Raw genomic sequence first — 25,987 nt, forward strand, 5'->3', positions numbered from 1 at the left:
TTGCGAGGCGCTTCAGGCAGCGTGGCCGGTACCGCTCTGAGGACCGGCGTGAGGTGGAATGTCGTAGCCGGCGAGGTGCTGGTCGAGATCGGGACCGTCCAGCACGCGGCCATCCATGAACTGATCGGGGCCGAGGCATAGCGGTCGAGGCGTTGCGTCGAGCGTCCAGTCCTGCGCATGGGCGCCCTCGGGCTTCCAGTCTTCGGGCGGTTGGGCATCGCCGAAGGCGGCCGCCTGGCGGTAGATGTCGCTGCGGTAGACGTCTGCGCACAGGCGCGCGACGTTGCGCGGCATGCGTACCTGCCCCCAGCGCACCATCTGGCCGAGCAGCCAGGCGGCATGCGAGTGCCACGGAAAGTTGGCCGCTCCGGCGTGGAAGCACTGGTGGGCATCGATGCTGCCGCCGGCCCGCGTGCCGCCGAGCGAGCGCATCAGCAGGTCCTGCGATACATTGACATAGCGGCCATGGCTCAGTATCTCGCAGGCGCTGGCGCGGTTGTCTTCCTTGTCGAGCCACCAGCAGGCGTCGAGCAAGGCCTTGATCATTGCGCGGTGGGTGTTGGGATGGGCGTCGGCCCAGGCACGGGTCACGCCGAGCACCTTCTCGGGGTGGTTGTTCCAGATCTGCCAGGTCGACACCAGCGGCTTGCCGATGCCGCCTTCGGCGGCCACGCTGTTCCATGGCTCGCCAACGCAAAAGCCGTCAAGCACGCCGGCGGCGAGGTAACCCACCATCTGCGATGGCGGCACGACGGTGAGCTGCACGTCGCGGTCGGGGTCGATACCGCTGCAGGCCAGCCAGTAGCGAAGCAGGTAGTTGTGACTGGAGTGCGGCGCGACGATGGCGAACACCATGCGCCGCTGGCGGGCAGCCCTGCGACGCTCGACCTCGCGGCGCAGGGCATGGGCAGCGCTGAGGGCATCGACCGCTTGTTCCGCTGCCTCGTCTTCAGCAAGCCCCAGGCGCGACCACAACTCACTCGAGACGGTGATCGCATTGCCATTGCGCCCAAGGCTCATGGCGGTCACCAGTGGGGTGGCCGAGGCATCGAGCGCCGCCGCGATCGGCATTGCCGCGAGCATCTGGGCGCCGTCGAGCAGGCCCAGCGAGACCTTGTCCTGGATGTTGCTCCACGAGGATTCGCGCGAGAGCCTGACGTTCAGCCCGGCGGCGTCGAAGAAGCCTTGTTCGAGCGCGATCGCCAGCGGCGCGCAGTCGATCAGCGGGATGAAACCCAGCGAGATATCGGCTTTTTCCAGCGTCTTGCCGTTACGTTCCGGCTGTGAGGCAACCCAGTCCGCCATGAAGATGACCGAGTCTTCGGCAGGCGGGATCTCGGCCGTCGTGGGAGGAGTGGGTTCGGGCAGGTAGCGACCGAGACGATCGCCGAGAACCTCGAGCAGTCGGCCTGCCTCCTCGCTGCGTTCGAGGTCGAGGCGCGCCCGCGGACGCAGCAGGTTGACGTCGATCTGGGAACTCACGACCACGCCGTCCTCAAGGTCGAGGCAGAGTATGCGATCCGACATCAGCACCGCCTGTTCGACGTCGTCGGTGGCGAACAGCATGGTGCGGGTCATGCGCGCCTGCAGGTCGAGCATCAGGTCGAGGTTCTGGCGCTTGAGGATCTCGTCGAGTCCGTCGAACAGATGGTCGAGGCACACCAGCGGCGCATCACTGACCAGCAGCCGCGTCAGTTCGACCCGTGCCAGGGCGTGCTTCGAAAGTGTCGAAAGCCGTTGCGCACCGAGGTCTTCGATGCCGGTGAGACGCAGATTGTGGTTGACCCAGGCCCGTGCTTCCGCCCGGCCGACCCGGCGGCCGAGACTCGCTGCGGCAGCGCGCTGAAGATAGGTGGTGACACGCTGCAGGAGAAAGCGCTCGGGCTTTTGCCTGACCAGTACGACCCGCCGGTTGGCCGCGCAGAGTTCGCGTCCGTCAAGCAGCACGCCACCCAGGCGCGCGGGCCGTGCAGCAACCAGCGCTTCGAGCACGGCCGAGGCAAGCCCCGGCTGGCGGGCCATGATCCCGAGCGCAGTGCCTTCGGGCAGGTGAAGGTTGAAATCCTCGAGGCGCCAGTGCCCACCCTGGCCATCGGACAGGTCGAGGGTGAGGCGGGTGGATTCGAGCTGGGGCAAGCGGATTTCCTGGCTGCGGCGGCCGGCGGGTTGTCGGCAGCGTGGTCAGAGGTCATTCTAGGCCGCATTTGCCGCACTGCAACAACCGATCGTCGCCTGGCGCTGCCAGCGCCCTAGCCGTAACGCCGTGCCGCCTCCACCGCCAGCCCCGCGCCGATGCTGCCGTAGAGATCGCCTTCGACGGATCGGGCCGCCGGCAGTTCCGCGGCGATGCGCGCGCGCAGCTGGGCGACGCCGCTTGCCCCGCCGGTGAAGTAGAGGGTATCGACCTGGTCCCTGCGCAGCCCGGTCTGGTCGAGCAGTTCACCGACGCATGCGCCAACCTGTTCGACCAGCGCGCGGGTGGCCTGGGTGAAGTCGTCGTCGCCGATCGATACCGTGAGTCCGGCTTCGAGCCGATCCAGCGCCAGCTTTGCTGCGGGTGCCTGCGACAGATCGATCTTGGCCTGCTCCACCCGCAGCGCCAGCCAGTGTCCTTCGCGCTGGCCGATTAGTTTCGAGAGGCGGTCGAGCGGCGCGCGTTCGGCTGCGTCGCGGTAGATATGCTGCAGGTCGGCCCAGACCTGCCGTGTGTAGGCGAAGTTGATGGTGTGCCAGGTGGCGAGCTGGAAGAAGATGCTCGCGGGCAGCTGCGCACCGCTTTTCATGAGACCGCGGTAGCCGAGCAGCGGCATCACGCATTCCAGGCTCAGGGCGCGGTCGAAATCGGTGCCGCCGATATGGATGCCGGCGTTGCCGAGCAGGTCTTCGTGGCGCTCGAGGCCGCGGGCGCGTTCGGGCGAGAGTCGTACGATCGAAAAGTCTGCGGTGCCGCCACCGATATCGGCGATCAGCACGAGCTCCTCGTTCGACAGGGAGCTTTCGTAGTGCAGCGCGGCGCCGATCGGCTCGAACTGGAAGCTGACGTCGCGGAAGCCCACCTGCCGGGCGATCGCCTCTAGGGTGTCCTGGGCCTTGCGGTCGGCGGCGGCGTCATCATCGACGAAATGCACCGGGCGGCCGAACACCGCCTGGTCGAAGCTGCGGCCGGCCTGTGCTTCGGCGCGCAGCTTGAGCTCGCCGATGAAGCTGGCGAGGAGGTCGCTGAAACGCAGGGCGCGGCCATGGACCTCGGTCTGGCCGTCGATCAGGCTGCTGCCGAGCAGGCTTTTGAGGGCGCGCATCAAGCGGCCTTCGTAGCCTTCCAGGTATTCATCCAGCGCGGCGCGGCCGAAGCAGGTGGTGTCTTCATCGGCGTTGAAGAACACCGCCGAGGGCAGGGTGGGCTTGCCGTCTTCGAGTGGCAACAGGGCGGGTGCGCCCGGGCGAAGCCAGCCGACCGTGGAGTTGGAGGTGCCGAAGTCTATGCCGCAGGCGCGGGCAGGCTGTTGCATTCAAGCGCTCTTCAGGCTGGATCGATTGCCGATGCTACCTGAGGGGGGCTGCAGCGGCCAGCGGCGCGCATGCCCGCGGCGCTCATCCGGAGTAGTCTTGCGCCATGTCTGCCCAGTCTCCGTTTGCCTGCCTGCCCGGCACCGGCGATGACGAAGCGCCCGAATTCGAGGTGATCATCGAAGTGCCGCGCGGCGGCTTCGTCAAGCGTGGTTCAAGCCTGGCGGTGGATTTTGTCTCTCCGCTGCCGTGTCCCTACAACTACGGGGCGATACCGGCCTACATCGGCATGGAGGGCGACCTGCTCGATGCGGTGGTGCTCGGTCCACGCCTGGCGCTCGGCAGTGTCGTGCGGGTTCGCGCCTGGGGGGCGGTCACCTTGACCGACCGCGGCATGTCCGACGACAAGCTGATCTGCGGGGCCCGTCCGCCCAGCCCGCGCGAGCGCGAGCGGGTGCTGCGCTTCTTCCGTTTCTATGCCCGTTGCAAGATGCTGCTCAACCTGTGGCGTGGGCGGCCGGGACGCAACGCCTGCGAGGGTTGGATCACGACCGCCGAGGCGATCGCGCGGGCTCGGCCCAGGGCGGATGCGTCGCCCGCGCCGTTGGTCGATTTCTAGGGTGGCAGTGTTGCCAGCGATCCTCGGCGCTATCGGTGGTCCGCACTTTGCAGCGCGCGTATGCAGCACCACAGTACGCCCGCGTTGAGCAGGTGCCAGCCGAAATGGGTACCCAGCGGAAAGCTCGCGCACACTGCCTTGTCGATGCTGCGCAGGAGAATCGACACGGCGAAAAGGGCTGCCGCAAGGCGCAGCCAGCGGCCGGCGAGATGCTGGCGGCAGCTCAGGGCGAGGGCGATCAGCGCGAGCCAGGGGCCGAGGTAGATCCCCGAGCCGTTGAGGGCCGGCGCGCGTGCCGCGAAGGCGATGCCGGCGCTCATCACCAGCATGGCGGTTACTGCAATGCTCGCGCCCGGTTCGCGCCAGCCATGCAGGCGCACGAGCGCCCGGTGCAGATAGACGATCACGAAGATCGCGATGAAGCCGACGTCGAGCGCGCTGGCCCACACCTGCGCCACGGTGTGAAAGACCAGGCTGCCCGCGCCGACCAGACCGGTCAGCCAGGCGAGCGCGCGCAGGTCGGCCGGGGCGCCACGATCCATGCCGCGCAGCAGGAGCCAGGCCGCGAACATGAAGGCGAGGTTGGAGAGGGCATTGACCGGCTCGGCCCACAGCAGGGCCGAAGTGCGTTCGCAGTACAGATCGATCGGCTCGAGCGCGTGCAGGCTCATTCGGGCGTCGCCGTACGTTCGAACACCAGGCCGGCCTCGGTGACGATGTAGTCCATCGGGTGGTCGTGCGGTTGCGGCTGCACCGAGTCGGCGCGGGCGAGCTCGAAGGCCACGCCGACACTGCGCGGTGGCGTGGCCATGGCTGCGAAGGTGCGGTCGAAGAAGCCGCCGCCGTAACCGAGGCGGTAGCCCTGCGCGTCGAAGACGTTGAGCGGAATCAGCACGAGGTCGGGTTCGACCTGCGGGCTTTGCGCAGGGATCGGGATGCCGTGGGGATCCCGCGACATCGGCGTATCCGCTGTCCACTTTCTGAATACCATGGGCGTTGCTGCCCGGGTGACGACCGGAATTGCGGCGGTGCGGCCGGGTGCGGCGGCAAGCCATGCGGTGACCAGCGCGCGCAGGTCCGGTTCGCCACGGTAGGGCCAGCAGAAGGCGAGGCAGCTTGGCGCCAGCCTGGCGAGCAGGGGCTCAAGTCCGGCGATGATCCGTCGATTCAACTGCGAATAAAGGTCGGCGGGCAGCGCTTCGCGGGCGACAATACGCTCGGTGCGCAGCTGGCGGCGGAACTGTTGGACGCGCTGGGCGTCCGCTTCATGGACGTGTCGGGTCAAAGGCGGCATCGTTGAACGAACAATATCGCAGGGATGGTAAGGGATGAAGAACAGGCTGTGGCGGTCGATCGTGGCCGCGACGCTGATGGTGGGGGCCATTGCGGCCCATGCGCAGAGCGGGGACGAGCGGATTCTCGCAGCGCGCGAGGCGCTGCGGACCGGTGACCGGCAGACCCTCGAGGCGCTGGCGGCCTTCCATGAGCCGCATCTGCTGGACGCCTACGTCGACTACTGGTTGTTGATGAACGTGCTGGCGCGCATCGAGCCGCCCGACCGCGCGCTGATCGAGGACTTCCTCTCGCGCAACCGCGGCACCGTGCTTGCCGAGCGGCTGCGCGAGGCCTGGGTGAGGCGCCTGGCCAAGGACGGCGACTGGTTGGGCGTGACGGTGGCCTATCCGGAGCTGCGCTCGTCGGATCGCGATGTGCGCTGTCACTATCTCAACGCGCGCTTGCTCACCGGCGACCAGGGGGCACTCAACGGTGCCCGGGCGATGTGGGACGAGGGTATCGAGACGGTCGAGGCCTGCCAGCCACTGATCAATGCGCTGGCGGTGGCCGGCAAGATCGACAACGATGACATCTGGTGGCGCATCCGGCGTCTCATGGAAGGGCGCAGGCCCGCGGTTGCGCGCAGCCTCAAGGCGTGGCTGCCCACCGACGAAGTGCCGGCCGAGGGTGACATGGAGCGCATGCTGGCCGGCCCGGAGAGCTATCTCGACCGCTTGCCGATCAATTTTGCGATCACTCGTGGCGGCCGCGAAATGGCGATCGCGGCGCTGGTCCGCGTGGCCCGCGAGGATGCGCTGGCTGCCTATGTGCGTTTTTCGCGGCTCAACGACCGCTTCAGCGCTGCCGAGCGTGGCTACGTTTATTCGGTCATCGGCTGGCTCGGGGCTGAGCAGCACCTGATCCAGGCGGCCGAGTGGTTCAAGGCGGCCGGCGATGTGCCGATGAGCGCCGATCAGCGCGAATGGCGTGTGCGGGCTGCGCTGCGCCTCGAAGACTGGCGGGCGGTGGCGCGGGCGATCGAGGGTATGCCCGACGAACAGCGTGCGGAAACGACATGGACCTACTGGCTTGCCCGCGCGCAGGAGAAGGCAGGGCGTCGCGAAGAGGCGCGTCGCCTTTACGCGACGATTGCCGACGAGACCGATTTCTACGGCCTGCTGGCAGCCGAGGAGTTGGGCCGGAAGTTCGAGACGGCGGCTGCCGGTGGCAAGAGTGGCGGCGAGGAAGCGGCGCGGGCGGAGTCCGATCCGGGCTTGCGGCGGGCGCTGGCGCTGTTCCGTCTGGATCTGCGGACCGAGGCGGTACGCGAATGGAACTGGGCGCTGCGCGACCGTGACGACCGCTTTCTGCTGGCCGCGGCCGATCTGGCACGGCGCAACGAGATCTATGACCGGGCCATCAACACCGCCGAGCTGGCGCGTGGCATGAGCGATTACGAACTGCGCTTTCTGGCGCCCTACCGGCAGATCATCGAGCCCCAGGCACGCCAGCAAGGCCTCGACGTGTCGTGGGTCTATGGCCTGATGCGCCAGGAGAGTCGCTTCATCAGCGTGGCGCGCTCGAACGTCGGGGCCCAGGGCTTGATGCAGGTGATGCCGGCGACCGGCAAGTGGGTTGCCGGCAAGCTCGGCCTGAAGGGCTACAGCCTGTCCTGGCTGCGTGATCCGGATACCAACGTGATGATCGGCACCAATTACATGCGTCTCATCATGGAGGGGCTGGACAACCATCCGGTGCTGGCCTCGGCCGGTTACAACGCGGGCCCCGGGCGGGCGCGGCGCTGGCGCGATACGCGACCGCTGGAGGGCGCCATCTACGCCGAGACGATTCCCTTCGACGAAACCCGCGACTACGTCAAGAAGGTGATGGCGAACTCGGTGGTCTATGGCGCCCTGTTCGAAGGCCGACCGCAGTCGCTCAAGGGGCGCCTCGGCACCGTGATGCCGGGCCAATGAGATGCAGGCCCGGCCGGACGGGAATTCGTCGAAGGTGAGAGGGGTGTCATGAAGGCGAGGGAAGTGTTGCTGGTCGGCGGTTCAGGTTTCGTGGGCAGCGCGATTGCCAACCGCCTGTCGGAAGCGGGCGTGCGGGTGCGCATTCCGACGCGGCGGCGCGAGCGGGCGCGCCACCTGTTGCTCCTGCCCACGGTCGAGGTGATCGAGGCGGATGTGCACGACCCGGCGACGCTCGCCCGGCTCACGCGAGGTGTGGATGCGGTGATCAGCCTCGTCGGTGTCCTGCATTCGCGACCTGGTTCGCCTTACGGCGCCGATTTCGAGCGTGCCCATGTGAGCCTGCCGGAGAGGCTCGTCGCAGCCTGCCGCGGAGCGGGCGTGAGCCGGCTGGTGCACATCAGCGCGCTCGGTGCTGCGAAGGACGGGCCTTCCGAATACCAGCGCTCGAAAGCCGCCGGCGAAGCGCACATCCGTGCCGGCAGTCCGGACATTGCCTGGACCATTCTGCGGCCCTCGGTGATATTCGGGCCGGGCGACAGCTTCCTGAACCTGTTTGCCGGCCTCGTGCGGCGTTTTCCGGTGATGCCGCTGGGCGGTGCGGGTGCCCGTTTCCAGCCGGTGTTCGTGGGCGATGTGGCCGACGTGGTGGCGCGCTGCCTCGATGACGAGCGCAGCGCCGGCCAGACCTGGACGCTGGCCGGCCCGACCGTCTATACCTTGCGACAGCTGGTCGAGTATGTCGGCGATCTCACCGGTTGCCGCCGTCCGGTGATTCCCCTGCCCGAGGGGTTGGCGATGCTGCAGGCCGGAATGCTCGAGATGCTCCCCGGACCGCTGATGAGTCGCGACAATGTGCGTTCGATGCGGGCCGACAACGTTGCCGATGGCGCGCCGCTGCCCTGGGATATGTGCCCGACGCCGCTGGAGGCGGTCGCGCCTGGCTACATCGGCGGGCAGCGACCACATGCGCTGCTTGGCGTGTATCGCGAATTCAAGCGTCGTCACCACTGACACGAAGGTATCTGGTAGCGCGAGGAGGCGTTGGCGGTGAAGGTCTATACGGTTGGTGGTGCGGTGCGCGACGGGCTGCTCGGACTCGAGGTCAAGGACCGCGATCATGTCGTGGTCGGTGCGACACCCGCGCAGATGCTGGCCCTCGGCTTCGCCCCGGTAGGCAAGGATTTTCCGGTTTTTCTGCACCCGGAAACCCACGAGGAATACGCCCTGGCGCGCACCGAGCGCAAGACCGCGCCGGGCTACAAGGGTTTCGTGTTCCACACCGACCCTTCGGTCACGCTGGAAGAGGACCTGGTGCGCCGCGACCTGACCATCAATGCCATGGCGCTGGATGAGAATGGTTCGTTGATCGATCCGTACGGTGGGCAGCGCGATATCGCGGCGCGCGTGTTGCGCCACGTGAGTAACGCGTTTGCCGAAGATCCCGTGCGCATCCTGCGTTTGGCTCGTTTCGCCGCGCGATTCGAAGGATTTTCGGTGGCGCCCGAGACGATGGCGCTGATGAGCTCGATGGTGGATGCGGGCGAGGTCGACGCCTTGGTGGCGGAGCGCGTGTGGCAGGAGCTCGCCAAGGGGCTGATGGAGCGCCGGCCGTCGAGAATGTTGCGAATTCTCGCCCACTGCGGCGCACTCGCGCGCCTGCTGCCTGGTTTGCCGGTCGAGGGGCCGACGCTGGAACGGCTCGATGCCGCGGCAAGCGTTGACAAGCCGTTGACCGTGCGCTGGGCGATCCTCGTCGGCGGTGCCGGCATGCTCGAGGACAAGGCGCGCGCGCTGTCGGAGAGGGTCAAGGCGCCGGGTGACTGTCGTGACCTGGCGATCTTGCTGGCGCGCGAGCGCAGCGCTCTGTCCTCGGCGGCTTCGGCCGGTGCGGCAGCGGTACTTGCCTTGCTCGAGCGCTGCGACGCATTGCGGCGTCCGGGGCGCTTTGCAGAGCTGCTCGAAGCGGCCGGCATGATGGGGGATGTCGGTGATGTCCCGGTTGCGCGCCTGCAGGCGGCGCTGGAGGCGGTCCGGGCGGTCGATGCCGGTGCCGTTGCGAGGGCGACAGGCGATCGCGGACAGATTCCGGCACGCGTGCAGGCGGCCCGCGTTGCGGCGTTGGCGGATTCGGGGGCGCTCGACTGAAGCTCGAAAAATGTTGTCTCGGCCACGTGGAAAGGGCCAAGTGCCGCTGGTGAGCCAGCGGCCTCTGCTTATACTTCCGCCATGTTGATTGCACTGCACCCCGCGCGCACGGTCCTGGTGCGCCGGCTTGTCCGTGGCGTGGCAAGCCTGATGCTGCTGTGTGCTGCCGTCGTCGCTCAGGCCATGGTGCTGCCGAGCTTCGACGAGGTCCGTGCCGCTTACCAGCCATCGACGGCCATCCTGCTCGATCGCTTCGGACAACCGATTTCGGAAGTGAGCCTTGCAGCGAGGACCCGCAGGCTCGAATGGACGCCCTTGCGCACACTCGCGCCACCGATGAAAGAGATGCTGCTGGTGGCGGAGGACCGTCGTTTCTTTCAGCATTCGGGGGTCGATTGGCGAGCCTTCGTCGCGGCCCTGTGGCAGAACCTCTGGTATGACCACAAGCGCGGTGCTTCGACCCTGAGCATGCAGCTTGCCGGTCTGCTCGATCCTGCACTGCATCCCAGCCGCGAGGAAGGAGGTCGCCGCACGCTTGTCCAGAAGTGGGACCAGACCTTTGCTGCACAGGCTCTCGAGACGCGCTGGAGCAAGGAGCAGATCCTTGAGGCCTACCTGAATCTCGTGCATTACCGCGGCAATCTCCAGGGCGTGGCGGCGGCGTCGTGGGGGCTTTTCCAGAAACTGCCAGGGGAGCTCAAGCGCCCGGAGGCCGCAATACTCGCAGCGCTGCTTCGTGCGCCCAATGCGCGCCCGGGCCTGGTCGAGCGGCGCGCCTGCGAACTGCTGGAGCGGGTTGGTGCGCGTGGCGAATGCAGCGGCATGCGGCAGGCGCTGTCCCGGCTGGACGGCACCACGCTGGCGCCACGCTGGAACGGCGCGCCGCTCCTCATGCGCAGGTTGCAACTGCATTCGGGCGACAGGCTTCGTTCGACTCTCGATCCGGCGTGGCAGGCGGCTGCCCTGGCGGCAATAGCGCAGGCCACGGATCCGGACAACGGGTCGCCCGATGCGGCCTTGTCGATCACCGTGCTTGACGGGCCGGATGCAAGTGTCAGGGCGTACGCAGGGCCGCTCGTCCCGGATGGAGGCGATGCGTTGACGGTGCGCCACGCCGCCGGGGCGATGTTGCTGCCATTTTCGGCCGGCCTGGCGATCGAGCGACAGTCGCTGACCGCGGCGACGCTGTTGCCGCCACTTCATCCGGCCGATGGCGGCGGCGTGACTGGGGGCTCGGACTGGATGAGTGTGCGCGTTGCGCTTCGTGCAGATCCGCGCCGACTGATGACGCTCCCGGGCGGGCGGTCGCTGTTCGAGTTCTCGCAAGACAGTGGCCGTCGCGCCATCGATCCCGATCAGGCGCGACTCGACTCCCTCGAACTCGGTGGACTGTATCTGGCCCTCTTCAGTGGGGGCCGCTGGGTTGCACCACGCTGGCTGTCGGACTCCCCGCGTTCGCTAGGGCATACCCTGTTGCGGCCCGAGGCCGCGTTCATTGCCGCGGACATGCTGCACAGCGCCGATCGGCTGTCCTGCGAGCGCAGTTTCGTTGCCCGTGATGACAGTGGAGCATGGTTCGTGGGCGCGCTCGGGCTTGCAACCGTGGTGCTGCGCGTCGATGGCGAAGCGGATCAGGAGCATGTGCTGCGCGACGCCTGGCGGTCGATCAGGGCATCCACCCCCGCGGTGGCATCCTGCCTGCTGCCGATGCAGGATGTGCCGCCAAGCGTGGTACAACAGATGGTCGCTTTTCGTCCCGCGGTAGAGGCGCCACGACGCGAGTGGTTCGTGCGGGGCACCGAACTGGCGGTGTCGAGCATTTCGCCCATGGCGATCCGGATAGTGCAGCCGCGACAGGGGGCAATCGTGGATGGCTCGCGGGCGGCCAGGGAGCCCGATTACCGGACGCTGTTCCTCGCTTCCGCCGATTTGCCGGAACTTCGCTGGTATCTCGACGGCAAGCTGATCGGAGAGGGGGGACGGGCCTGGTGGCGGCCTTTGGCAGGGCTGTACCGACTCGAACTGCGCGACGTCGACGGCCGGCAGATCGACACGATCGATTTCGCGGCCCGCGCCCCGCTGCATTGAGTGCGCAGTTGCAGGTTACAGCGTTCGCAGCAGCAACCAGGCGAGGAAGGACAACAGGATGGTGGTCGTGAACGGAAAGTGGAAGTGCTTGCCGCGAATGCGCAAGCTCAGATCTCCGGGCAATTGGCCGAGCTTGAGCGCTCGTGCGCCGCGAGTCTGGATGATGCCGGTGAGCACCACCACGAGAAATATCACGACAACCCACTTGAGCATCTGCATTCCTTCGAAATATGCGCCATTAGACCGTATTCAAGGAAATGCCGCCACGCAAAGAGCCTATCCGCTTTGTTATAGTGGCTGGCTCGTCACCTTGAATGCCCCCTTGCGATGATCGATCTCTACACCTGGAAAACCCCGAACGGCCGGAAAATTTCGATCATGCTCGAGGAGTGCGGACTCGCCTACGAATTCAGGGCCGTGGATATCGGTAGCGGGGAGCAGTCGGCACCGGAGTTCGTTGCGCTCAATCCGAACCGCAAGATCCCGGTGATCGTGGATCACGAGGGACCGGACGGGCGACCGATGGTGGTCATCGAGTCCGGTGCGATTCTCGTCTATCTGGCCGAAAAGTCGGGGCGATTCATGCCGCGCGATCCGCGCTCCCGATCCGAGGTGCTGCAGTGGTTGATGTTCCAGATGGGAAGCGTCGGACCAATGCTCGGACAGGTTCATCATTTTCTGCGCGCCGCGCCGGAACGGGTCCAGTATGCGGTCGATCGCTACGGGGCGGAGGCGCGACGCATTTATGGCGTACTCGAGTCTCGCTTGGATGGGCGAAGCTGGCTGGCCGGAGACGATTACAGCATTGCCGATATCGCCACGTTTCCTTGGATTGCCCGTCATGACTGGCAACGGATCGAGCTTGCCGACTATCCGCAGGTAAAACGCTGGTTCGACGCCCTTTGCGCGCGCCCAGCCGTGCAAAGAGGCATGGAGGTGCCGGCATGAACGCCAGCTTCTTTGGTGAGATCGAGGTCATTGCCCGGTTGCCGGAGGCCGATCCGGTTCGGCCCAGACCGTTGCTGTTCGTCCATGGAGCCTATGCCGCGGCATGGTGCTGGGACGAACATTTCCTGCCTTATTTCGCGAAACAGGGCTATGCGTCGTATGCCTTGTCGCTGTCGGGCCACGGTGGCAGCCGCAGGCGCGAATTGCTCGATTCCTATTCGATCGACGACTATGTCGATGATCTGGTCGAGGTGGCCAACCGCATGCCGGGCGAGCCGGTGCTGATCGGGCATTCGATGGGCGGCATGGTGGTGCAGAAATATCTCGAGCGCAGTTCCGCGCCGGCCGCGGTATTGCTGGCATCGGTGCCGCCGCAAGGGCTGCTCGGGTCGGCGCTCGGCCTGGCTTTTCGCAAACCGGGCCTGATGACCGACCTCAATCGCATGCTTGGCGGGGGACATCCGGATCCTCAGGGGCTGCGCGATGCGCTCTTTCATCAGCCGCAGGACGAAGCGAAGCTGATGCGTTACTACGAACAGATGCAGCCCGAGTCCCTGCGCGCGATCTGGGACATGACCTTGTTCAACCTGCCATCGCCCGCCGCCCTTCATCGCGTACCGATGTTGATCCTCGGCGCTGAACACGACAATCTCATTCCACCTGATCAGGTCGAGATGACTGCCCGGACCTATGAGCTCGAAGCCGAAATATTTCCCGGGATGGGGCACGGGATGATGCTCGAGGCGGGGTGGAAGGATGTCGCCAGCAGAATATGCAAGTGGCTCAAGAGCCATCGCATGTAGCCTTCCGTGCCAGGTTTGACATTCTCGTTGTGATCTTCTTCCTCGCGTAACCTTGATCCGCATACCATGCTGCCAATGCGGGCGTCGATGTTCGGCGTCGCTGGCAGGAGGTCAGGTCACGGCGGCAGCCGTCGTGCGACACGGGGGCAGAGGACAAGAACCATGACAGACGAAAACGACAGTTTCGAGATCAACGCGGATCCCTACGGCGACGAGATTCTCAACGCCAACTGGATGCCGCAACCGGAGGTCCCACTGCGCGCGGTGCGTTCGGCGGCCGCGGACGAGACCCATCAGCACGCCGGAGCGGCAGATGCCGATGCGTTCCTGAGCGGGATCTATCTCAACCAGGAATAGGCGCAGTGTGCCGGGCGATGCTCACAGCGCATGGAGCCGGTCGCCGCGTGAGAATCCGAGCAGGTTCGTCGGGATGTTGCGGCCGAGGGCCAGCACCTTGAAGAGCTCCCCCATCTCTTGCGGGGTGGTCAGGCGCTGTGCCGCGCGGGCCGCGCGGATGTAGTCACTGCTCTCGCGCGGGCCGCGCCGGTCGAGTATTTCGAGCAGCCCGCAATTGAACAGAAAATGTGCTTGGCTGGTGTAACCCAGCACATCGAGGCCCGCCTCGAAGGCGGCCTCGGCCACGGCGGTGAAATCCACAAACGCCGTGATGTCGTTCAGGCCGGGCCACAGTAGCGGTTCCGCGTGGGCATGATGGCGGTAATAGCACAGCAATGTTCCGCTCGAGCGACTCGGCAGGTAAAACTCCGATCGCGGGTAGCCGTAGTCAATCAGCAGGATGGCACCTCGCTCGAGCCGTTCGGCCACGCTGGCGATCCAGGCCCTGGCGGCGAGATTCAGCTCGCTGACATATTCTCCTGATTCCGGTAGCGCGATATCCAGTGCCCGGGCACTGTCCAGCACCTTGCCTCGTGCAGGGCGGTCGGCCCATTGCAGTGCAGTGCTTTCGTCCAGCGTGACGCCGCGCTCGAAGATGCCTTCGGATCGCCAGGCCACCAGATGTACCGGCAGGACGTCCAGCAGTTCATTGGCCAGAACGACACCCTCGAAACCGGTCGGCAGAGCGTCGATCCAGCGGACCCGGCCCGCAAGCTGCGGGACCTTCTCGGCAAGCGTATCGAACTGTCGGGCACGCAATTCACCGGAGAGTTCGAGGATGAGGTATTCCTCGGGCAGCATGCCGACACGGTCGAGTTCGGCCAGTACGTCTGCCGCGAGAAGGCCGGTTCCCGCGCCGCACTCCAGAATTCTCGCGGCCGAGGCGCTCATGATCTGGCAAAGCTGCCGCGACACGGTCTGGCCGAAAAGGGGTGTCAGTTCCGGTGCGGTGATGAAGTCGCCGCCTGGGCCGAACTTGCGACTGCCGCCGCTGTAGTAACCCAGCCCCGGTTCATAGAGGGCCATCTCCATGTATCGTGCGAATGAAATCCAGCCTTCCTCGCGAACGAGCACATGTATGCGCTCGAGGAGCTGGTGGCTATGGGATAGTGCGTCGTCCGAAGGGCTGGGTAGATTCACGACGGGTGATGCGGTTGCCAAAGGACGCGAGTTTAGCGCGGAATGACCGCGCCGCCATCGGGGGCCGTGCGAGCGGCTCGCGCACTCGCGGTATCCTTTGCGTTTGGAGAGTACTTCTCTCCGGCAATCTGGAGTGATCGATGTCGATGGATACGAACCCGCCGGTGGTGTTGATTACCGGTGCAGCACGTCGTGTCGGGGCCGAGATAGCGCGCCAGTTGCATGGCGCTGGTGCCAATCTCGTGCTCCACTATCGAAGCTCTCATGCCGAAGCGATCGCGCTTGCCGGTGCGCTCGATGCGGTGCGCCCCGGTTCCGTTGTCGCCTTGCAGGCAGACCTGCTCGATCCGGCGACGCCGGAGCGCCTTGTCGGCACGGCGCTGACTGCTTTCGGGCGACTGGACTGCGTGGTGAACAATGCGTCGACCTTCTTCCCGACACCGATCGGCGGGATTGATGAGGGGGCTTGGAACGATCTGCTCGGTTCGAATCTCAAGGCGCCTCTTTTCATCGCGCAGGCGGCCGCTCCGCACCTCAGAGCGCGTCGCGGTTGCATCGTCAACATTGTCGACATCCATGCCGAGCGGCCGCTCAAAGACTATGCGACATACTGCGCGGCGAAGGCCGGGCTGGCAGGTCTGACACGTGCCCTGGCGGTGGACCTGGCTCCTGAAGTCCGGGTAAACGGTGTCGCACCCGGTGCCATCGAATGGCCTGAGGATGGTCAGTTCGCGCCCGAGGAGCGCGACGCGATCGTGACACACAGTCTGCTCAAGCGAACCGGTTCTCCCGCGGACGTTGCCCGTACCGTGCGCTTCCTGCTGTTTGACGCGCCTTATGTTACCGGCCAGATCATTGCGGTCGACGGAGGGCGAAGCGCCCACCTGTGACCTGTCATGCCCGGCAGCGGATATAATTCCGCTTTGTTTTCCAGAGACTTGCCGTGACATCAGCCAATGCGGAGACCCCTGTCGAAGCGGGTGAGAGCAGCCATTCGAATACTTTTCTGCGCCTGAAGAAAAAGATCGAGCGCAGCGTCGGCGAAGCGATCGCCGACTTCAACATGATCGAGGACGGCGACACCGTCATGGTGTGCATGTCGGGCGGCAAGGATTCGTATTCGCTGCTTTCGGCGCTGATGGCACTTCGGTCACGGGCTCCGGTGACGTTCCGGCTCATCGCGATGAATCTGGACCAGAAGCAGCCTGGCTTCCCGGAGGACGTGCTGCCAGGCTATTTCGAATCCGTCGGTGTCGACTACCGAATCGTGACCGAGGATACCTATTCGATCGTCAAGGACAAGATCCCCGAGGGAAAGACCACTTGCTCACTGTGCTCTCGGTTGCGGCGCGGCATCATCTACCGAACCGCCAGGGAGCTGGGTGCCACCAAGATCGCACTTGGCCACCACCGCGATGACATCATTGAGACACTCTTTCTGAACATGTTCTTTGGCGGCCGGATCAAGGCAATGCCGCCGAAGCTGCTCAGTGACGATGGCCAGCACATGGTGATCCGGCCACTGGCCTACTGCGCCGAGCGTGATCTGGCGCGGTTTGCACGGGGCATGGCCTTTCCCATCATTCCCTGCAACCTCTGTGGCTCTCAGGAGAACGCCCAGCGCAAGCAGATCAAGGCGATGCTCGAGAGCTGGCAGAGCCTGTACCCGGGGCGTGTCGAATCGATCTTTACTTCCTTGCGCAACGTGGTGCCTTCACATCTGGCCGACGAGACGCTGTTCGGATTCAAGTCTCTTGCCCATGGTGCCGTAATCGACGAGGGCGATACCGTTTTCGATCGCATCGATCCGATTGCGCCTGTGCAGCCTGTACGGCTGGAATTTGGCAGGCCGGGCAACTGAGTTGCCGGGATTTGCGGCTCGTCCGGATGGCTGGAGACTATATTGCAGCGTTCCATTACAGGTATGATTGCCGCATTGCAGCGGCGCCTTGGCGCCCTAGCATCCCGGCGTCATCGCGAATTTTCAAGGGAATCGAGGCAGGCCGGCTAGAGACCGGCTTCAAGATCTATGGGCCAACGGCGAAATCGGTGCGTCTTGTTTGCGGAACTCTTCGGCGGTGCACGTGCGGGCACCCGCAGCGATTATGTCGAGCTTGCACACGCTGCGGAGCGGTCCATCAATCGTGTCGAGAGGGTGGTTGAATCCAATTCCGGGAGCGTGATCGCACGGACTCCGAATTCCCTGACGGTGCGCTTCGAGGAGTGTGATGCCGGCGTCCTCGCCGCCTGCGAAATGCAGGACCGCGTGTCTGGCATGCTCCCGGTCATGGGCGTTCGGATCATGATCCGTATCGGCGTGCATTATGGGCCTGTCGATGAGGTCTCGAATGCGACCGAGCCTGTGGCTGCTTTCGCGGAGCGTCTGGCGGGGCTCGCCCGCCCGGGTGAGGCGCTTGCCAGTGGCGAGGCCGTCATGCTGCTGGGCAGCGCGACACGGCACTTTGCCGGGGCGGAGCCGATCGCGGGGGCTCGGGCGGAGGCGCTCGAGTGGCCTGTCTACCTTCTTGGCAGGCGAATCGGCGTGACCACGTCGGCGCCGCCTGCGGCACTCATCACGCCCCGACTCCGGCTGAAGCACCAGAATGATGTCCTAATACTCGAGGAAGCCCGTCCCATCATGCTGCTGGGGCGTGAGCAGGGTAACGACATCGTGATCATCGACCCGCGTGCCTCGCGACAGCACGCGCGCATCGAGAGGCGGCGTGAAGGTTTCGTGCTGGTTGACCAGAGTACCAATGGCACGTTCGTTGCCGACGGTGAGGGGCGGGAACGCTGCATCAAGCGTGAAGACGTGGTCCTCGGTGGGCAGGGGCGGATAGGTTGCGGTTTCTCGGCAAACGATGTCGAGCGGGATCTGGTTTTCTACGAGGTCGTGTGAATTGCCAATATGGAAACGGTTCAGGGCCCCGATGGGCCCTGAACCGTTTCCGCGGGCTGTGCCTCAGGGTTTGGCTGTCGTTGCCTTGCCGGGGCCGCCCTTGGACGCCGCCGGTTTGATCGTTGCCTGAGGGGATTTCTTCGTCGACAGGCAGGATTTCATGAAGGCCTTGCGGTCGTCTCCCTTGAGTGCCTTGACCTTTGCATCCTTGTTGCACGTCTTCATGCGTTCCTGCTGGGTGCCTGCAAGGCTGGCGGATACCAGCCCGAACTGCAGCGTGGCGATGGCGCAAAGGCCGATCAGGAATTTTTTCATTTTCTCCTCCTTATTGATGAAGACTCACAATGGAGTGTTGCTGCAACTGCGCAACGAGGATGATTATGCCGAATGGTTAGCTATATGTCATTTTTTGAGTTCTCGAGGGCTCGACGCTGACGTTCGATGAAGTCCTCGGTGGTGTTGATGCCGCGGAACTTGAGGATGGTCGTGCGTACTGCCGCTTCAAGCAGAACCGCTATGTTGCGACCCGCAGCGACCGGGAGGACGATACGGGGAAGTCGAACGTCGAGGATGTTCTGGATCTCTTCTCCATCGGGCAAGCGGAGCGGATCATGGTGTCCGGGTTGTCGCTTTTCGAGATGGACGACCAGTCTCAGCCGCATTTTCCTGCGACAGGCGGTTTCCCCGAAGATCGTGCGGATATTGAGGATGCCGAGGCCGCGCACCTCGAGAAAGTCCGTCAGCAGATCGGGACTCCTTCCTTCGAGCACGGTCGGTGCGATGCGCGAAAACTCGACGACGTCATCTGCAACGAGGCCGTGCCCACGGGAGATCAGTTCAAGTGCAAGTTCCGACTTCCCACTGCCGGAGTCGCCGGTGATGAAGACACCGATCCCGAGGACATCGACCAGAACGCCGTGCAGAGATATCTTCTCGGCGAGCTGGCGTGACAAGTGAAGACGCAACAGATCGACCACGCTGGCCGCCGCGGAGCGTGTTGCTAGCAGCGCGATGCCGTGACTGTCGCAGGCGTTATTTATGAGTCCGGGGATGTCGCAACCATCTGCAACGATGACGGCCGGCGGTCGGGCCGCAAGGATTTCGTCGAGGATGTGTCCGATCTTCTCGCGGGACTGACGTTGCGCCCATGAAAGCTCTGCGGCGCCGAGAACCTGCAGCCGACCAGGATGAATCAGGTTGAGGTGCCCTACGAGATCGGCGGGCCAGACCTTGTCGTCAGAGATCGAGATGATCGAATCGAGGCTGCCGCAGACGAGCTGCAGGCCGAGCTTTTCCTGATGTGCGTCAAAGAGCCGCGCTAAGCTGGTCTGGCGCATCGCTGCCCCAGTTGGCGAACATCGAGTGGATTTCGTCGGCGTCGGCAGCCTTTAGTAGCGATTCCCTGAACTCGCGATCACTGAACATCTGGGCAAGTTCCGAAAGGAGCTGAAGGTGATGCTCGTTGGCCTGCTCGGGAACCAGAAGCACGAACATCAGGCTGACGGGTTTGCCATCAGGTGCATCGAACTGTACGGGCGACTCGAGGCGGAAGAAGCCTCCCACGGCATCCTTGAGGCCCTTTATCCTGCCGTGTGGGATGGCGATCCCTTGTCCAAGGCCGGTCGAACCCAGGCGTTCTCGCGCAAACAGGCTATCGAAGACGGTACTGCGGGCAATACCCTGGTTGTTCTCGAATAGCAGGCCAGCCTGTTCGAAAACGCGTTTCTTGCTGCTCGCCTCGAGGTCGACAACGACGTTGCTGGAGGGGAGAAGTTGGGCGATCAGGTTCATCTGCTGGATGCGAAACGGCGCCTTTCGGGAAGGCGCCGTGTGAACAGTCCTTCGGGCTTTGGCATCGCTGCGCTTTCGCGGGTCGTGAAAACGCGCGAATTATATACCCAAGCCCGGGTGAAGAGTGTGCCGTGCTTCAGGATTCCTCCGCCGCCGTGCGATGTTTGATCGCGTCGTGTCCGTGTTCCTGATTCTTCTGTTTGTATTTCAGTACCTGGCGATCAAGTTTGTCGGTCATCGCATCGAGCGCCGCATACAGGTCCTGATCCGCCGCCTCGACGAACAGATCCTTGCCGCGCACGTGTACCGTTACCTCCGCTTTCTGAACGAGTTTTTCGACCGACAGGATGACGTTTACGCTGGTCACGTTGTCGAAATGGCGGATGACGCGGTCGAGTTTGGTGGTTACATACTCGCGGATTGCGGGGGTCACTTCGACATGATGTCCGGTGATGTTCAGGTTCATGATCTTTCCTCTTTTAGATCGACTTGCGCAGACTGACCGGCGGAATATTCAGCGACTCACGGTACTTAGCGATCGTGCGTCGCGCCACCACAATACCCTGCTGGCCCAACAGTTCGGCAATCTTCGCATCGGACAGGGGCTTTTTCCTGTCTTCGGCATCCACCAGCTGGCGAATCAGCGCACGAATCGCCGTTGAAGATGCCGCTCCACCAGTGTCAGTGGCAACGTGACTGCCGAAAAAATACTTGAGTTCGTAAACGCCCCGGGCGGTCGCCATGTATTTCTGGTTCGTTACCCGGGAAATCGTTGATTCGTGCAATTCCAGAGCGTCTGCAATCTCCCGCAGGGTGAGCGGGCGCATTGCCACTTCTCCATGATCGAAGAACTGCCTTTGCTGGTCAACGATCGCCTGGGAGACCCTGAGTATGGTATCGAACCGTTGCTGCACATTCTTTAGCAGCCACTTGGCCTCCTGCAGCTGTCCGGACAAGGCCGCAGACGCACCCCTGTTCTGCTGCAGTATGCGCGCGTACATGTGATTGATGCGCAGTTTGGGCATCGCTTCAGGGTTGAGACTCGCGACCCAGTTGCCCCTGATCTTGCGGACGACCACGTCCGGGACAACATAGCGCGTTTCGGATGTGGCGAAATCAGCCGCCGGACGCGGGTTCAGACTGCAGATGAGTGCATGTGCCTCACGCAATTCGTCGTCACTGCAATGCAGGGCGCGCTTGAGTCGCGTGAAGTCACGGCTGGCTAGCAACTCGAGGTGCTGCGCGACGATTTCCCGGGCCAGGCGTGTCGTCGCATCGTCTGCCATCGCGCGAAGCTGCAGCGACAGGCACTCCTGCGGAGAGCGGGCGCCAACTCCGGCCGGCTCCAGGTTCTGTACGTGACACAGCGCGATTTGGAGATCCTCTATCTCGAGCTCGAGTTCCTCACGAAGCAGTGGCAGAAGGTCTTCCAGATCCTGGGTAAGGTACCCGTCATCATCGAGTGCTTCGATGATGAAGCGAACCAGCGCCCGGTCCGTGTCCGAAAGTGGCGTGAGGGCGATCTGACTGTCCAGGTGTTCCCGCAACGAGACCGAGGCGGCCTGGATGTCCTGGAAGTCCGAGTCGTCGTCATCGTCACGGGAGCTGCCGCTCCCGCTGCTGCTGGTGCTCATCCAGTCGCCCAGTTCCTCGTTGTCCCTGGGTTCGTCACGCGCATCGTCGTGAGCTGTCTCGCTGGCGTCGCTGCTATCCGAATTCTCCGGCGCTGCCTCGCGGGTCTCGTCCTGTGCTGTGCCATGGTCACCGTCGAACCCGTCTTCGCGCTCCAGCATGGGGTTTTCGTACAGCGCCTGTTCGATCTCCTGGTTGAGCTCGAGAGTAGACAGCTGCAGCAGACGGATGGACTGCTGAAGCTGTGGGGTCAGCGTCAGGTGCTGGGAAAGTTTTAGCTGTAGGGTGGGTTTCATTCGAGTGACAGGAGCCGGTTACATCCTGAAATGTTCGCCCAGATAGACACGACGGACCTGTTCGTTTTTCACGATATCGTCCGGCGTGCCACTGGCAAGTACCTCGCCAGCGTTGATGATGTAGGCACGGTCGCAGATGCCGAGCGTCTCCCGAACATTGTGGTCGGTTATCAGCACGCCGATTCCCTTTTCCTTGAGGAAGCGGATGATCTTCTGGATGTCCAGCACGGCGATCGGGTCCACTCCGGCAAAGGGTTCATCGAGCAGTATGAGCTGCGGGTCTGTCGCCAGCGCCCGGGCAATTTCGCAGCGCCGCCGCTCGCCCCCCGACAGAGAAAGTGCCTGACTGTCGCGCAGGTGCTCGATGCCAAGCTCCTCGAGCAGCGATTCGAGACGTTCCTGCAGGTTGGCGCCACCATGTCCCTGCAGTTCCAGCACGGCCTGGATGTTCTCCGCGACGGTAAGTTTACGAAAGACGCTCATTTCCTGCGGCAGGTAGGACAACCCGAGCCGCGCGCGAGAATGAATCGGCGAGTGGGTGATCAGTTGCCCGTCAAGGCTGATCTCCCCTCCGTCCGCCGCCACCAGGCCGACGATCATGTAGAAACAGGTCGTCTTGCCGGCACCGTTGGGGCCAAGCAGACCTACCACCTCGCCGCTGCCAACTTCGAATCCGACTTCGCGGACGACGGTGCGGGCCCGGTAGCTCTTGCGCAGGGCGCTGACTCTAAGCAGGCTCATGATCCGGGTCTTTGAGCAAGGTTCGAATAACCTCCGATGAAAACCCCCGGCTCTGGAGGAAACGGGCCTGCCGGGCCCATTCCTTCATGTCTGGCGGTGCCGAGGTGTATTTCCGCTTCCAGATCGCTTGCGCCCGGGCAAATTCGTCGGCGCCTGTTTCAGCCTCGATCGCTTCGTCCATGAGCGCTTCTGCAACACCCCGACGAGCAAGCTCGTGGCGCAGGCGCTGGACGCCGAAGCGCGCCGCATGACTGCGTACATACGCGTGAGCGAACCGCGAATCCGATAGCAGATCGAGCTCGACAAGACGGTCAAGCAAGGTAGCGACGTCGTCCCCGGTCGCGTGTGCTGCAAGCTTGTGGGCAAGCTCGCTACGTGAATGTTCGCGTAGCGCCAGCAGGCGGAGCGCTTTTTCCCGGAGGTCGATACCCGCCATTCCCATGCCCTGCTTCAGGCTTCGGCTTCTGCCTGGCTGGCGCTGGCAATTGCCGCCATGCCCGGCAGGTTCACCGCTGCTCGTACCTTGTTCTCAATTTCGCGCGCGAGGTCAGGGTTGGCGCGCAGGAACTCGCGGGTGTTGTCCTTGCCCTGGCCGATCTTGTTGCCGCCATAGGCATACCAGGCGCCCGACTTATCCACGATCTTGTGCTCGACACCAAGGTCGATGATCTCACCTTCGCGGGAGATGCCGCTGCCGTAGAGAATGTCGAAATGGGCTTCGCGAAATGGCGGCGAAACCTTGTTCTTGACGACCTTGCAACGAGTCTCGGAGCCGATCACCTCATCGTTCTTCTTGATCGTGCCGGTACGGCGGATGTCAAGACGGACCGACGCATAGAACTTGAGCGCGTTGCCTCCGGTGGTGGTTTCGGGGCTACCGAACATCACGCCGATCTTCATGCGAATCTGGTTGATGAAGATGACCAGCGTGTTGGTGCGCTTGATGTTGGCGGTGAGCTTGCGCAGTGCCTGGCTCATGAGGCGCGCCTGCAGACCGGGTAGCTGGTCGCCCATCTCGCCCTCGATCTCGGCTTTCGGGGTTAGTGCGGCGACGGAATCGATGACCACGATGTCGACGCCCCCCGAGCGGACCAGCATGTCCGCGATCTCAAGCGCCTGTTCCCCGGTATCCGGCTGTGAAATCAGCAGGTCGTCGATCTGTACGCCGAGTTTTGCGGCGTAGCTGACGTCGAGTGCATGCTCGGCGTCAATGAAGGCCGCGGTGCCCCCGAGCTTTTGCATTTCTGCAATGACCTGCAGGGTCAGCGTCGTTTTGCCCGAGGATTCAGGGCCATAGATCTCCACCACACGACCGCGTGGGAGGCCGCCGAGGCCGAGGGCAATATCCAGACCAAGCGAGCCGGTCGACACGACTTCGATGTCCTTGGCAACATCGCCGTCGCCCATGCGCATGATGGAGCCCTTGCCAAACTGCTTTTCGATCTGGGCCAGGGCTGCGGTAAGGGCTTTGGCCTTGTTGTCGTCCATGTCTTGTTCCTTCGGATTTGGTTTGAATTATGGCACAGAGTTTGCGTGTGGTGACCTGAAAGCCTCAGGCGTAGATGCGTGCCAGCGTCTTGAGGGCGTGGATCACCGCTTGTCGGCGTACTGCTTCCCGGTCACCCGCAAAGCGTTGCGTCGAGGCCTGGGCCGGGCTGTCCCGGTGTCCCCAGGCGAAGCAGACGGTTCCGACAGGTTTTTCATCGCTGCCACCGCCGGGTCCGGCGATGCCGGAAATCGCAAGGGCGACCTCGGCACAGGATCGCTCCAGGGCGCCCGCGACCATTTCCTTGACGGTTTCTTCGCTCACTGCACCTGCGGAGCGGAGCACTGAGGGATCGACCCCCAGCAGTTCGCGCTTCGCGTCGTTGGAATAGGTAATGAATCCGCGATCGAACCAGTTGGAGCTTCCCGCGGTTGCCGTTACGACTTCGGCAACCCATCCCCCGGTGCAGGATTCTGCGGTGGCGAGGCGCCAGCCGCGGCTGCGCAGGAAATCGCCGGTTTGAAAAGAGAGTTCGGCCAGTTCGGCATCCATGGGTTTACTCAGTTAGGCAATGATGCGATGGGCAAGGGCGAGCACGAGCAGTGTGTATCCGGCCGCCAGAACATCATCGAACATGACGCCGAGGCCACCCTTGATGCGTTGGTCGGCCCAGCGGATCGGCGGGGGCTTGATGATGTCGAAGAAGCGGAAGAGCACGAAGGCGGCTGTCTGCCAGGCGAGTGTCGGCGGCGTGAGCATGAGGATCAGCCAGAATGGCACCATTTCGTCCCAAACGATCGCGCCGTGATCGGAGACCCCCAGTGCCTGCCCGGTGCGTTCCGCTGCGATGATGCCGAAGAGGAAGGCAGCAAGCAGGAAGAACAGGAAAACGGTGTCGCTGAGTGGCGCCCTGATCAGCGGATAGAGCAGCCACGCCGCAAGGGTACCTGCGGTGCCCGGGCCCTTGGGTACCAGGCCGCTGCCGAAACCACAGGCGACGAAGTGCGCCGGATGGGAGAAAAGGAAGGCGGTTGTCGGGCGCATTGCACTGGCTTCGGTCGGTTGTTATGGCTGTAAATATTAACAGTATTGGCCGTGCCGTGGTGGCCGGGCTGGCGCTTCAGTTGAAATGATCGAATCCGCAGGCGGGGAGCGGTTTCTCCGTGCCGTTGGCTGCCTGGGTACGGAGGTGACCACGCTGGTCGTCTATTCTGCCGATCCGGTGGAGAGGCAAAGCGAGTGTGTGCGAGATCGCCAGAATCTGCTCGCGGTGCGCCGCAGCGGCGGTAAACAGCAGTTCGTAGTCGTCGCCGCCGTGCAGCAGGGCCTGCATCGTTCGCTGCGGGTCGGGGCAAGCGGCGGTGAGTGCCGCAATGGGGATTGAATCGGTGTCGAGAACGCAGCCTACCTGCGAGCGCTCGATGATGTGTCCAAGATCCCCCAGCACGCCGTCGGAAACGTCGAGCATCGCACTGGCCAGCCCGCGCAACGCTTTGCCCAGGGCTACGCGGGGTTGCGGGCGATGGAGCGCCAGCATGAATTCGTCGCGATATGCCGGGCCGAGTTCCAGCTCGCCGCGTAGCGCGGCAAGTGCCAGCGCGGCGCGGCCGGGCTGGCCCGATATCCAAAGATCGTGCCCCGGTCGGGCGCCGTCCCTGGTGACGGCACAACCGCTCGGCACCTCTCCAAAGATTGTCGGGCACAGATTGAGTGGCCCGCGCGTTGTATCACCCCCGATCAAATCTATGTCGAAGGTGGTGGCGCAGTCATAGAACCCGCGCGCAAAGGCCGTCAGCCAGGCTTCGTCGGCGACCGGCAGGCTGAGCGCAAGTGTTGCCCACCGGGGCGTGGCACCCATTGCCGCAATGTCCGAGACGTTTACTGCCAGGGTTTTCCAGCCCAGTGATTCCGGGTCGCAATCGCTGAAGAAATGCGTGCCTGCGACGAGCATGTCGGTCGATACCACCAATTGCATTCCGGCGCTCGCCGTCAGCAGGGCGCCGTCGTCCCCCCCGGCCAGATCGGTGTGCCCGGTGGCGCGGGAGAAGTGGCGGCTGATGAGGTCGAATTCGGATGGCATCTTGGCGGCGAGACGTGCGTTGCGGCAACTTTAACGCAGGAGGGGCAACGCGCCCACATCAATCCAATTTGGTTTGTACAAACATAATTTGTACAATTTCATTTTTCCAGTCTGCGCGAGCACCGTGTGCGAGCCGAAAGCCCCCGCCCACACCATCGTTGGCCT

The 25,987-nt window shown here is 63.9% G+C and carries 28 protein-coding genes; 11 read left to right on the top strand and 17 right to left on the bottom strand.

All coding sequences use genetic code 11. From position 1 onward, the window contains the following. Positions 1-12: 12 nt before the first annotated feature. Together GQB03_RS22935 and GQB03_RS06135 are read right to left on the bottom strand one after the other, a co-directional pair. Positions 13-2,136, bottom strand: a complete 2,124-nt coding sequence (locus tag GQB03_RS22935) for an ABC transporter substrate-binding protein (RefSeq protein WP_200832126.1) — start codon at positions 2,134-2,136, stop codon at positions 13-15. Positions 2,137-2,249: 113 nt separating this feature from the next. Continuing rightward, positions 2,250-3,509: an Hsp70 family protein gene (locus GQB03_RS06135; protein WP_159686072.1), complete on the bottom strand. Its 1,260-nt coding sequence runs from the start codon at positions 3,507-3,509 to the stop codon at positions 2,250-2,252. Positions 3,510-3,613: 104 nt separating this feature from the next. Between GQB03_RS06135 and GQB03_RS06140 the strand changes: the two genes are divergently transcribed. Continuing rightward, a complete protein-coding gene (locus tag GQB03_RS06140) occupies positions 3,614-4,126 on the top strand; it encodes an inorganic diphosphatase (RefSeq protein WP_159686075.1) in 513 nt (170 codons plus the stop codon). Positions 4,127-4,155: 29 nt separating this feature from the next. Here the strand turns inward: GQB03_RS06140 and GQB03_RS06145 are convergent, their stop codons facing one another. Together GQB03_RS06145 and GQB03_RS06150 are read right to left on the bottom strand one after the other, a co-directional pair. Continuing rightward, positions 4,156-4,797: a ceramidase domain-containing protein gene (locus GQB03_RS06145; RefSeq protein ID WP_159686078.1), complete on the bottom strand. Its 642-nt coding sequence runs from the start codon at positions 4,795-4,797 to the stop codon at positions 4,156-4,158. Next, on the bottom strand, positions 4,794-5,420 hold the full coding sequence (locus GQB03_RS06150) for a 5-formyltetrahydrofolate cyclo-ligase (RefSeq protein ID WP_159686286.1): 627 nt from the start codon (positions 5,418-5,420) through the stop codon (positions 4,794-4,796). Before GQB03_RS06150 ends, GQB03_RS06145 begins: the two co-directional genes overlap by 4 nt. A gap of 34 nt (positions 5,421-5,454) precedes the next feature. Between GQB03_RS06150 and GQB03_RS06155 the strand changes: the two genes are divergently transcribed. The 4 genes from GQB03_RS06155 (at position 5,455) to GQB03_RS06170 (ending at position 11,610) form a co-directional block, all read left to right on the top strand. Next, positions 5,455-7,377, top strand: coding sequence for a lytic transglycosylase domain-containing protein (locus GQB03_RS06155; protein WP_159686081.1), 1,923 nt, complete (start codon positions 5,455-5,457; stop codon positions 7,375-7,377). A 48-nt stretch (positions 7,378-7,425) separates the two neighbouring features. After that, the gene (locus tag GQB03_RS06160; protein ID WP_159686084.1) at positions 7,426-8,388 is read left to right on the top strand and encodes a complex I NDUFA9 subunit family protein; all 963 of its coding nucleotides are present in this window, start codon (positions 7,426-7,428) and stop codon (positions 8,386-8,388) included. Between the two features lie 36 nt (positions 8,389-8,424). Further along, positions 8,425-9,522 carry a multifunctional CCA tRNA nucleotidyl transferase/2'3'-cyclic phosphodiesterase/2'nucleotidase/phosphatase gene (cca, locus tag GQB03_RS06165; protein WP_159686087.1) on the top strand — a complete coding sequence of 366 codons (1,098 nt, stop codon included), beginning with the start codon at positions 8,425-8,427 and terminating at the stop codon, positions 9,520-9,522. 81 nt (positions 9,523-9,603) lie between these two features. Next, on the top strand, positions 9,604-11,610 hold the full coding sequence (locus GQB03_RS06170) for a transglycosylase domain-containing protein (RefSeq protein WP_159686090.1): 2,007 nt from the start codon (positions 9,604-9,606) through the stop codon (positions 11,608-11,610). A gap of 15 nt (positions 11,611-11,625) precedes the next feature. Here the strand turns inward: GQB03_RS06170 and GQB03_RS06175 are convergent, their stop codons facing one another. After that, complete coding sequence (locus GQB03_RS06175) at positions 11,626-11,823, bottom strand: DUF2905 family protein (RefSeq protein ID WP_159686093.1); 198 nt, start codon at positions 11,821-11,823, stop codon at positions 11,626-11,628. Between the two features lie 114 nt (positions 11,824-11,937). Here GQB03_RS06175 and GQB03_RS06180 point away from each other — a divergent pair, with 114 nt between their 5' ends. The 3 genes from GQB03_RS06180 to GQB03_RS06190 all read left to right on the top strand — a co-directional run bounded on the left by GQB03_RS06180 (position 11,938) and on the right by GQB03_RS06190 (position 13,718). Next, positions 11,938-12,558, top strand: a complete 621-nt coding sequence (locus tag GQB03_RS06180) for a glutathione S-transferase family protein (protein WP_159686096.1) — start codon at positions 11,938-11,940, stop codon at positions 12,556-12,558. Further along, positions 12,555-13,361: an alpha/beta hydrolase gene (locus GQB03_RS06185; RefSeq protein WP_159686100.1), complete on the top strand. Its 807-nt coding sequence runs from the start codon at positions 12,555-12,557 to the stop codon at positions 13,359-13,361. Before GQB03_RS06180 ends, GQB03_RS06185 begins: the two co-directional genes overlap by 4 nt. 162 nt (positions 13,362-13,523) lie before the next feature. Next, positions 13,524-13,718, top strand: coding sequence for a hypothetical protein (locus GQB03_RS06190; protein ID WP_159686102.1), 195 nt, complete (start codon positions 13,524-13,526; stop codon positions 13,716-13,718). A 21-nt stretch (positions 13,719-13,739) separates the two neighbouring features. On the opposite strand, the gene GQB03_RS06195 is transcribed toward GQB03_RS06190, so the two are convergent. Then, positions 13,740-14,897, bottom strand: a complete 1,158-nt coding sequence (locus GQB03_RS06195) for a class I SAM-dependent methyltransferase (protein WP_159686105.1) — start codon at positions 14,895-14,897, stop codon at positions 13,740-13,742. Between the two features lie 146 nt (positions 14,898-15,043). On the opposite strand from GQB03_RS06195, the gene GQB03_RS06200 reads away from it, so the two are divergent. The 3 genes from GQB03_RS06200 to GQB03_RS06210 all read left to right on the top strand — a co-directional run bounded on the left by GQB03_RS06200 (position 15,044) and on the right by GQB03_RS06210 (position 17,796). Further along, a complete protein-coding gene (locus tag GQB03_RS06200) occupies positions 15,044-15,787 on the top strand; it encodes a pteridine reductase (protein ID WP_159686288.1) in 744 nt (247 codons plus the stop codon). Positions 15,788-15,840: 53 nt separating this feature from the next. Then, positions 15,841-16,758: a tRNA 2-thiocytidine(32) synthetase TtcA gene (ttcA, locus tag GQB03_RS06205; RefSeq protein ID WP_159686108.1), complete on the top strand. Its 918-nt coding sequence runs from the start codon at positions 15,841-15,843 to the stop codon at positions 16,756-16,758. Positions 16,759-16,953: 195 nt separating this feature from the next. Continuing rightward, a complete protein-coding gene (locus GQB03_RS06210) occupies positions 16,954-17,796 on the top strand; it encodes an FHA domain-containing protein (RefSeq protein WP_235026966.1) in 843 nt (280 codons plus the stop codon). A gap of 63 nt (positions 17,797-17,859) precedes the next feature. Here the strand turns inward: GQB03_RS06210 and GQB03_RS06215 are convergent, their stop codons facing one another. The 11 genes from GQB03_RS06215 to thiL all read right to left on the bottom strand — a co-directional run bounded on the left by GQB03_RS06215 (position 17,860) and on the right by thiL (position 25,822). Beyond that, positions 17,860-18,111: a PsiF family protein gene (locus GQB03_RS06215; protein WP_159686113.1), complete on the bottom strand. Its 252-nt coding sequence runs from the start codon at positions 18,109-18,111 to the stop codon at positions 17,860-17,862. Positions 18,112-18,191: 80 nt separating this feature from the next. Then, positions 18,192-19,133: an HPr(Ser) kinase/phosphatase gene (gene hprK / locus GQB03_RS06220; RefSeq protein ID WP_159686115.1), complete on the bottom strand. Its 942-nt coding sequence runs from the start codon at positions 19,131-19,133 to the stop codon at positions 18,192-18,194. Beyond that, entirely contained in the window at positions 19,102-19,587 is a 486-nt protein-coding gene (ptsN, locus tag GQB03_RS06225; RefSeq protein WP_159686118.1) for a PTS IIA-like nitrogen regulatory protein PtsN, read from the bottom strand. Before ptsN ends, hprK begins: the two co-directional genes overlap by 32 nt. A 136-nt stretch (positions 19,588-19,723) precedes the next feature. Then, complete coding sequence (hpf, locus tag GQB03_RS06230; RefSeq protein ID WP_159686120.1) at positions 19,724-20,053, bottom strand: ribosome hibernation-promoting factor, HPF/YfiA family; 330 nt, start codon at positions 20,051-20,053, stop codon at positions 19,724-19,726. Positions 20,054-20,066: 13 nt separating this feature from the next. Continuing rightward, positions 20,067-21,515, bottom strand: a complete 1,449-nt coding sequence (locus tag GQB03_RS06235) for an RNA polymerase factor sigma-54 (protein ID WP_159686123.1) — start codon at positions 21,513-21,515, stop codon at positions 20,067-20,069. An 18-nt stretch (positions 21,516-21,533) separates the two neighbouring features. Then, positions 21,534-22,256: an LPS export ABC transporter ATP-binding protein gene (gene lptB / locus GQB03_RS06240; RefSeq protein ID WP_159686125.1), complete on the bottom strand. Its 723-nt coding sequence runs from the start codon at positions 22,254-22,256 to the stop codon at positions 21,534-21,536. Beyond that, positions 22,243-22,692 carry a regulatory protein RecX gene (locus tag GQB03_RS06245; RefSeq protein WP_159686128.1) on the bottom strand — a complete coding sequence of 150 codons (450 nt, stop codon included), beginning with the start codon at positions 22,690-22,692 and terminating at the stop codon, positions 22,243-22,245. The genes lptB and GQB03_RS06245 overlap by 14 nt, the downstream gene beginning before the upstream one ends. Before the next feature lie 14 nt (positions 22,693-22,706). Next, positions 22,707-23,744, bottom strand: coding sequence for a recombinase RecA (gene recA / locus GQB03_RS06250; RefSeq protein ID WP_159686131.1), 1,038 nt, complete (start codon positions 23,742-23,744; stop codon positions 22,707-22,709). 64 nt (positions 23,745-23,808) lie between these two features. Next, positions 23,809-24,294, bottom strand: coding sequence for a CinA family protein (locus GQB03_RS06255; protein ID WP_159686134.1), 486 nt, complete (start codon positions 24,292-24,294; stop codon positions 23,809-23,811). A gap of 12 nt (positions 24,295-24,306) precedes the next feature. Further along, positions 24,307-24,786 carry a phosphatidylglycerophosphatase A family protein gene (locus tag GQB03_RS06260; RefSeq protein WP_159686136.1) on the bottom strand — a complete coding sequence of 160 codons (480 nt, stop codon included), beginning with the start codon at positions 24,784-24,786 and terminating at the stop codon, positions 24,307-24,309. Between the two features lie 76 nt (positions 24,787-24,862). Next, positions 24,863-25,822 (bottom strand): thiamine-phosphate kinase, encoded by a 960-nt coding sequence (thiL, locus tag GQB03_RS06265; RefSeq protein ID WP_159686139.1) that lies wholly within the window; start codon positions 25,820-25,822, stop codon positions 24,863-24,865. Positions 25,823-25,987 lie beyond the last annotated feature (165 nt).

The organism is Cognatazoarcus halotolerans, from assembly GCF_009800965.1.
GTDB classification, from domain to species: Bacteria; Pseudomonadota; Gammaproteobacteria; order Burkholderiales; family Rhodocyclaceae; genus Cognatazoarcus; species Cognatazoarcus halotolerans.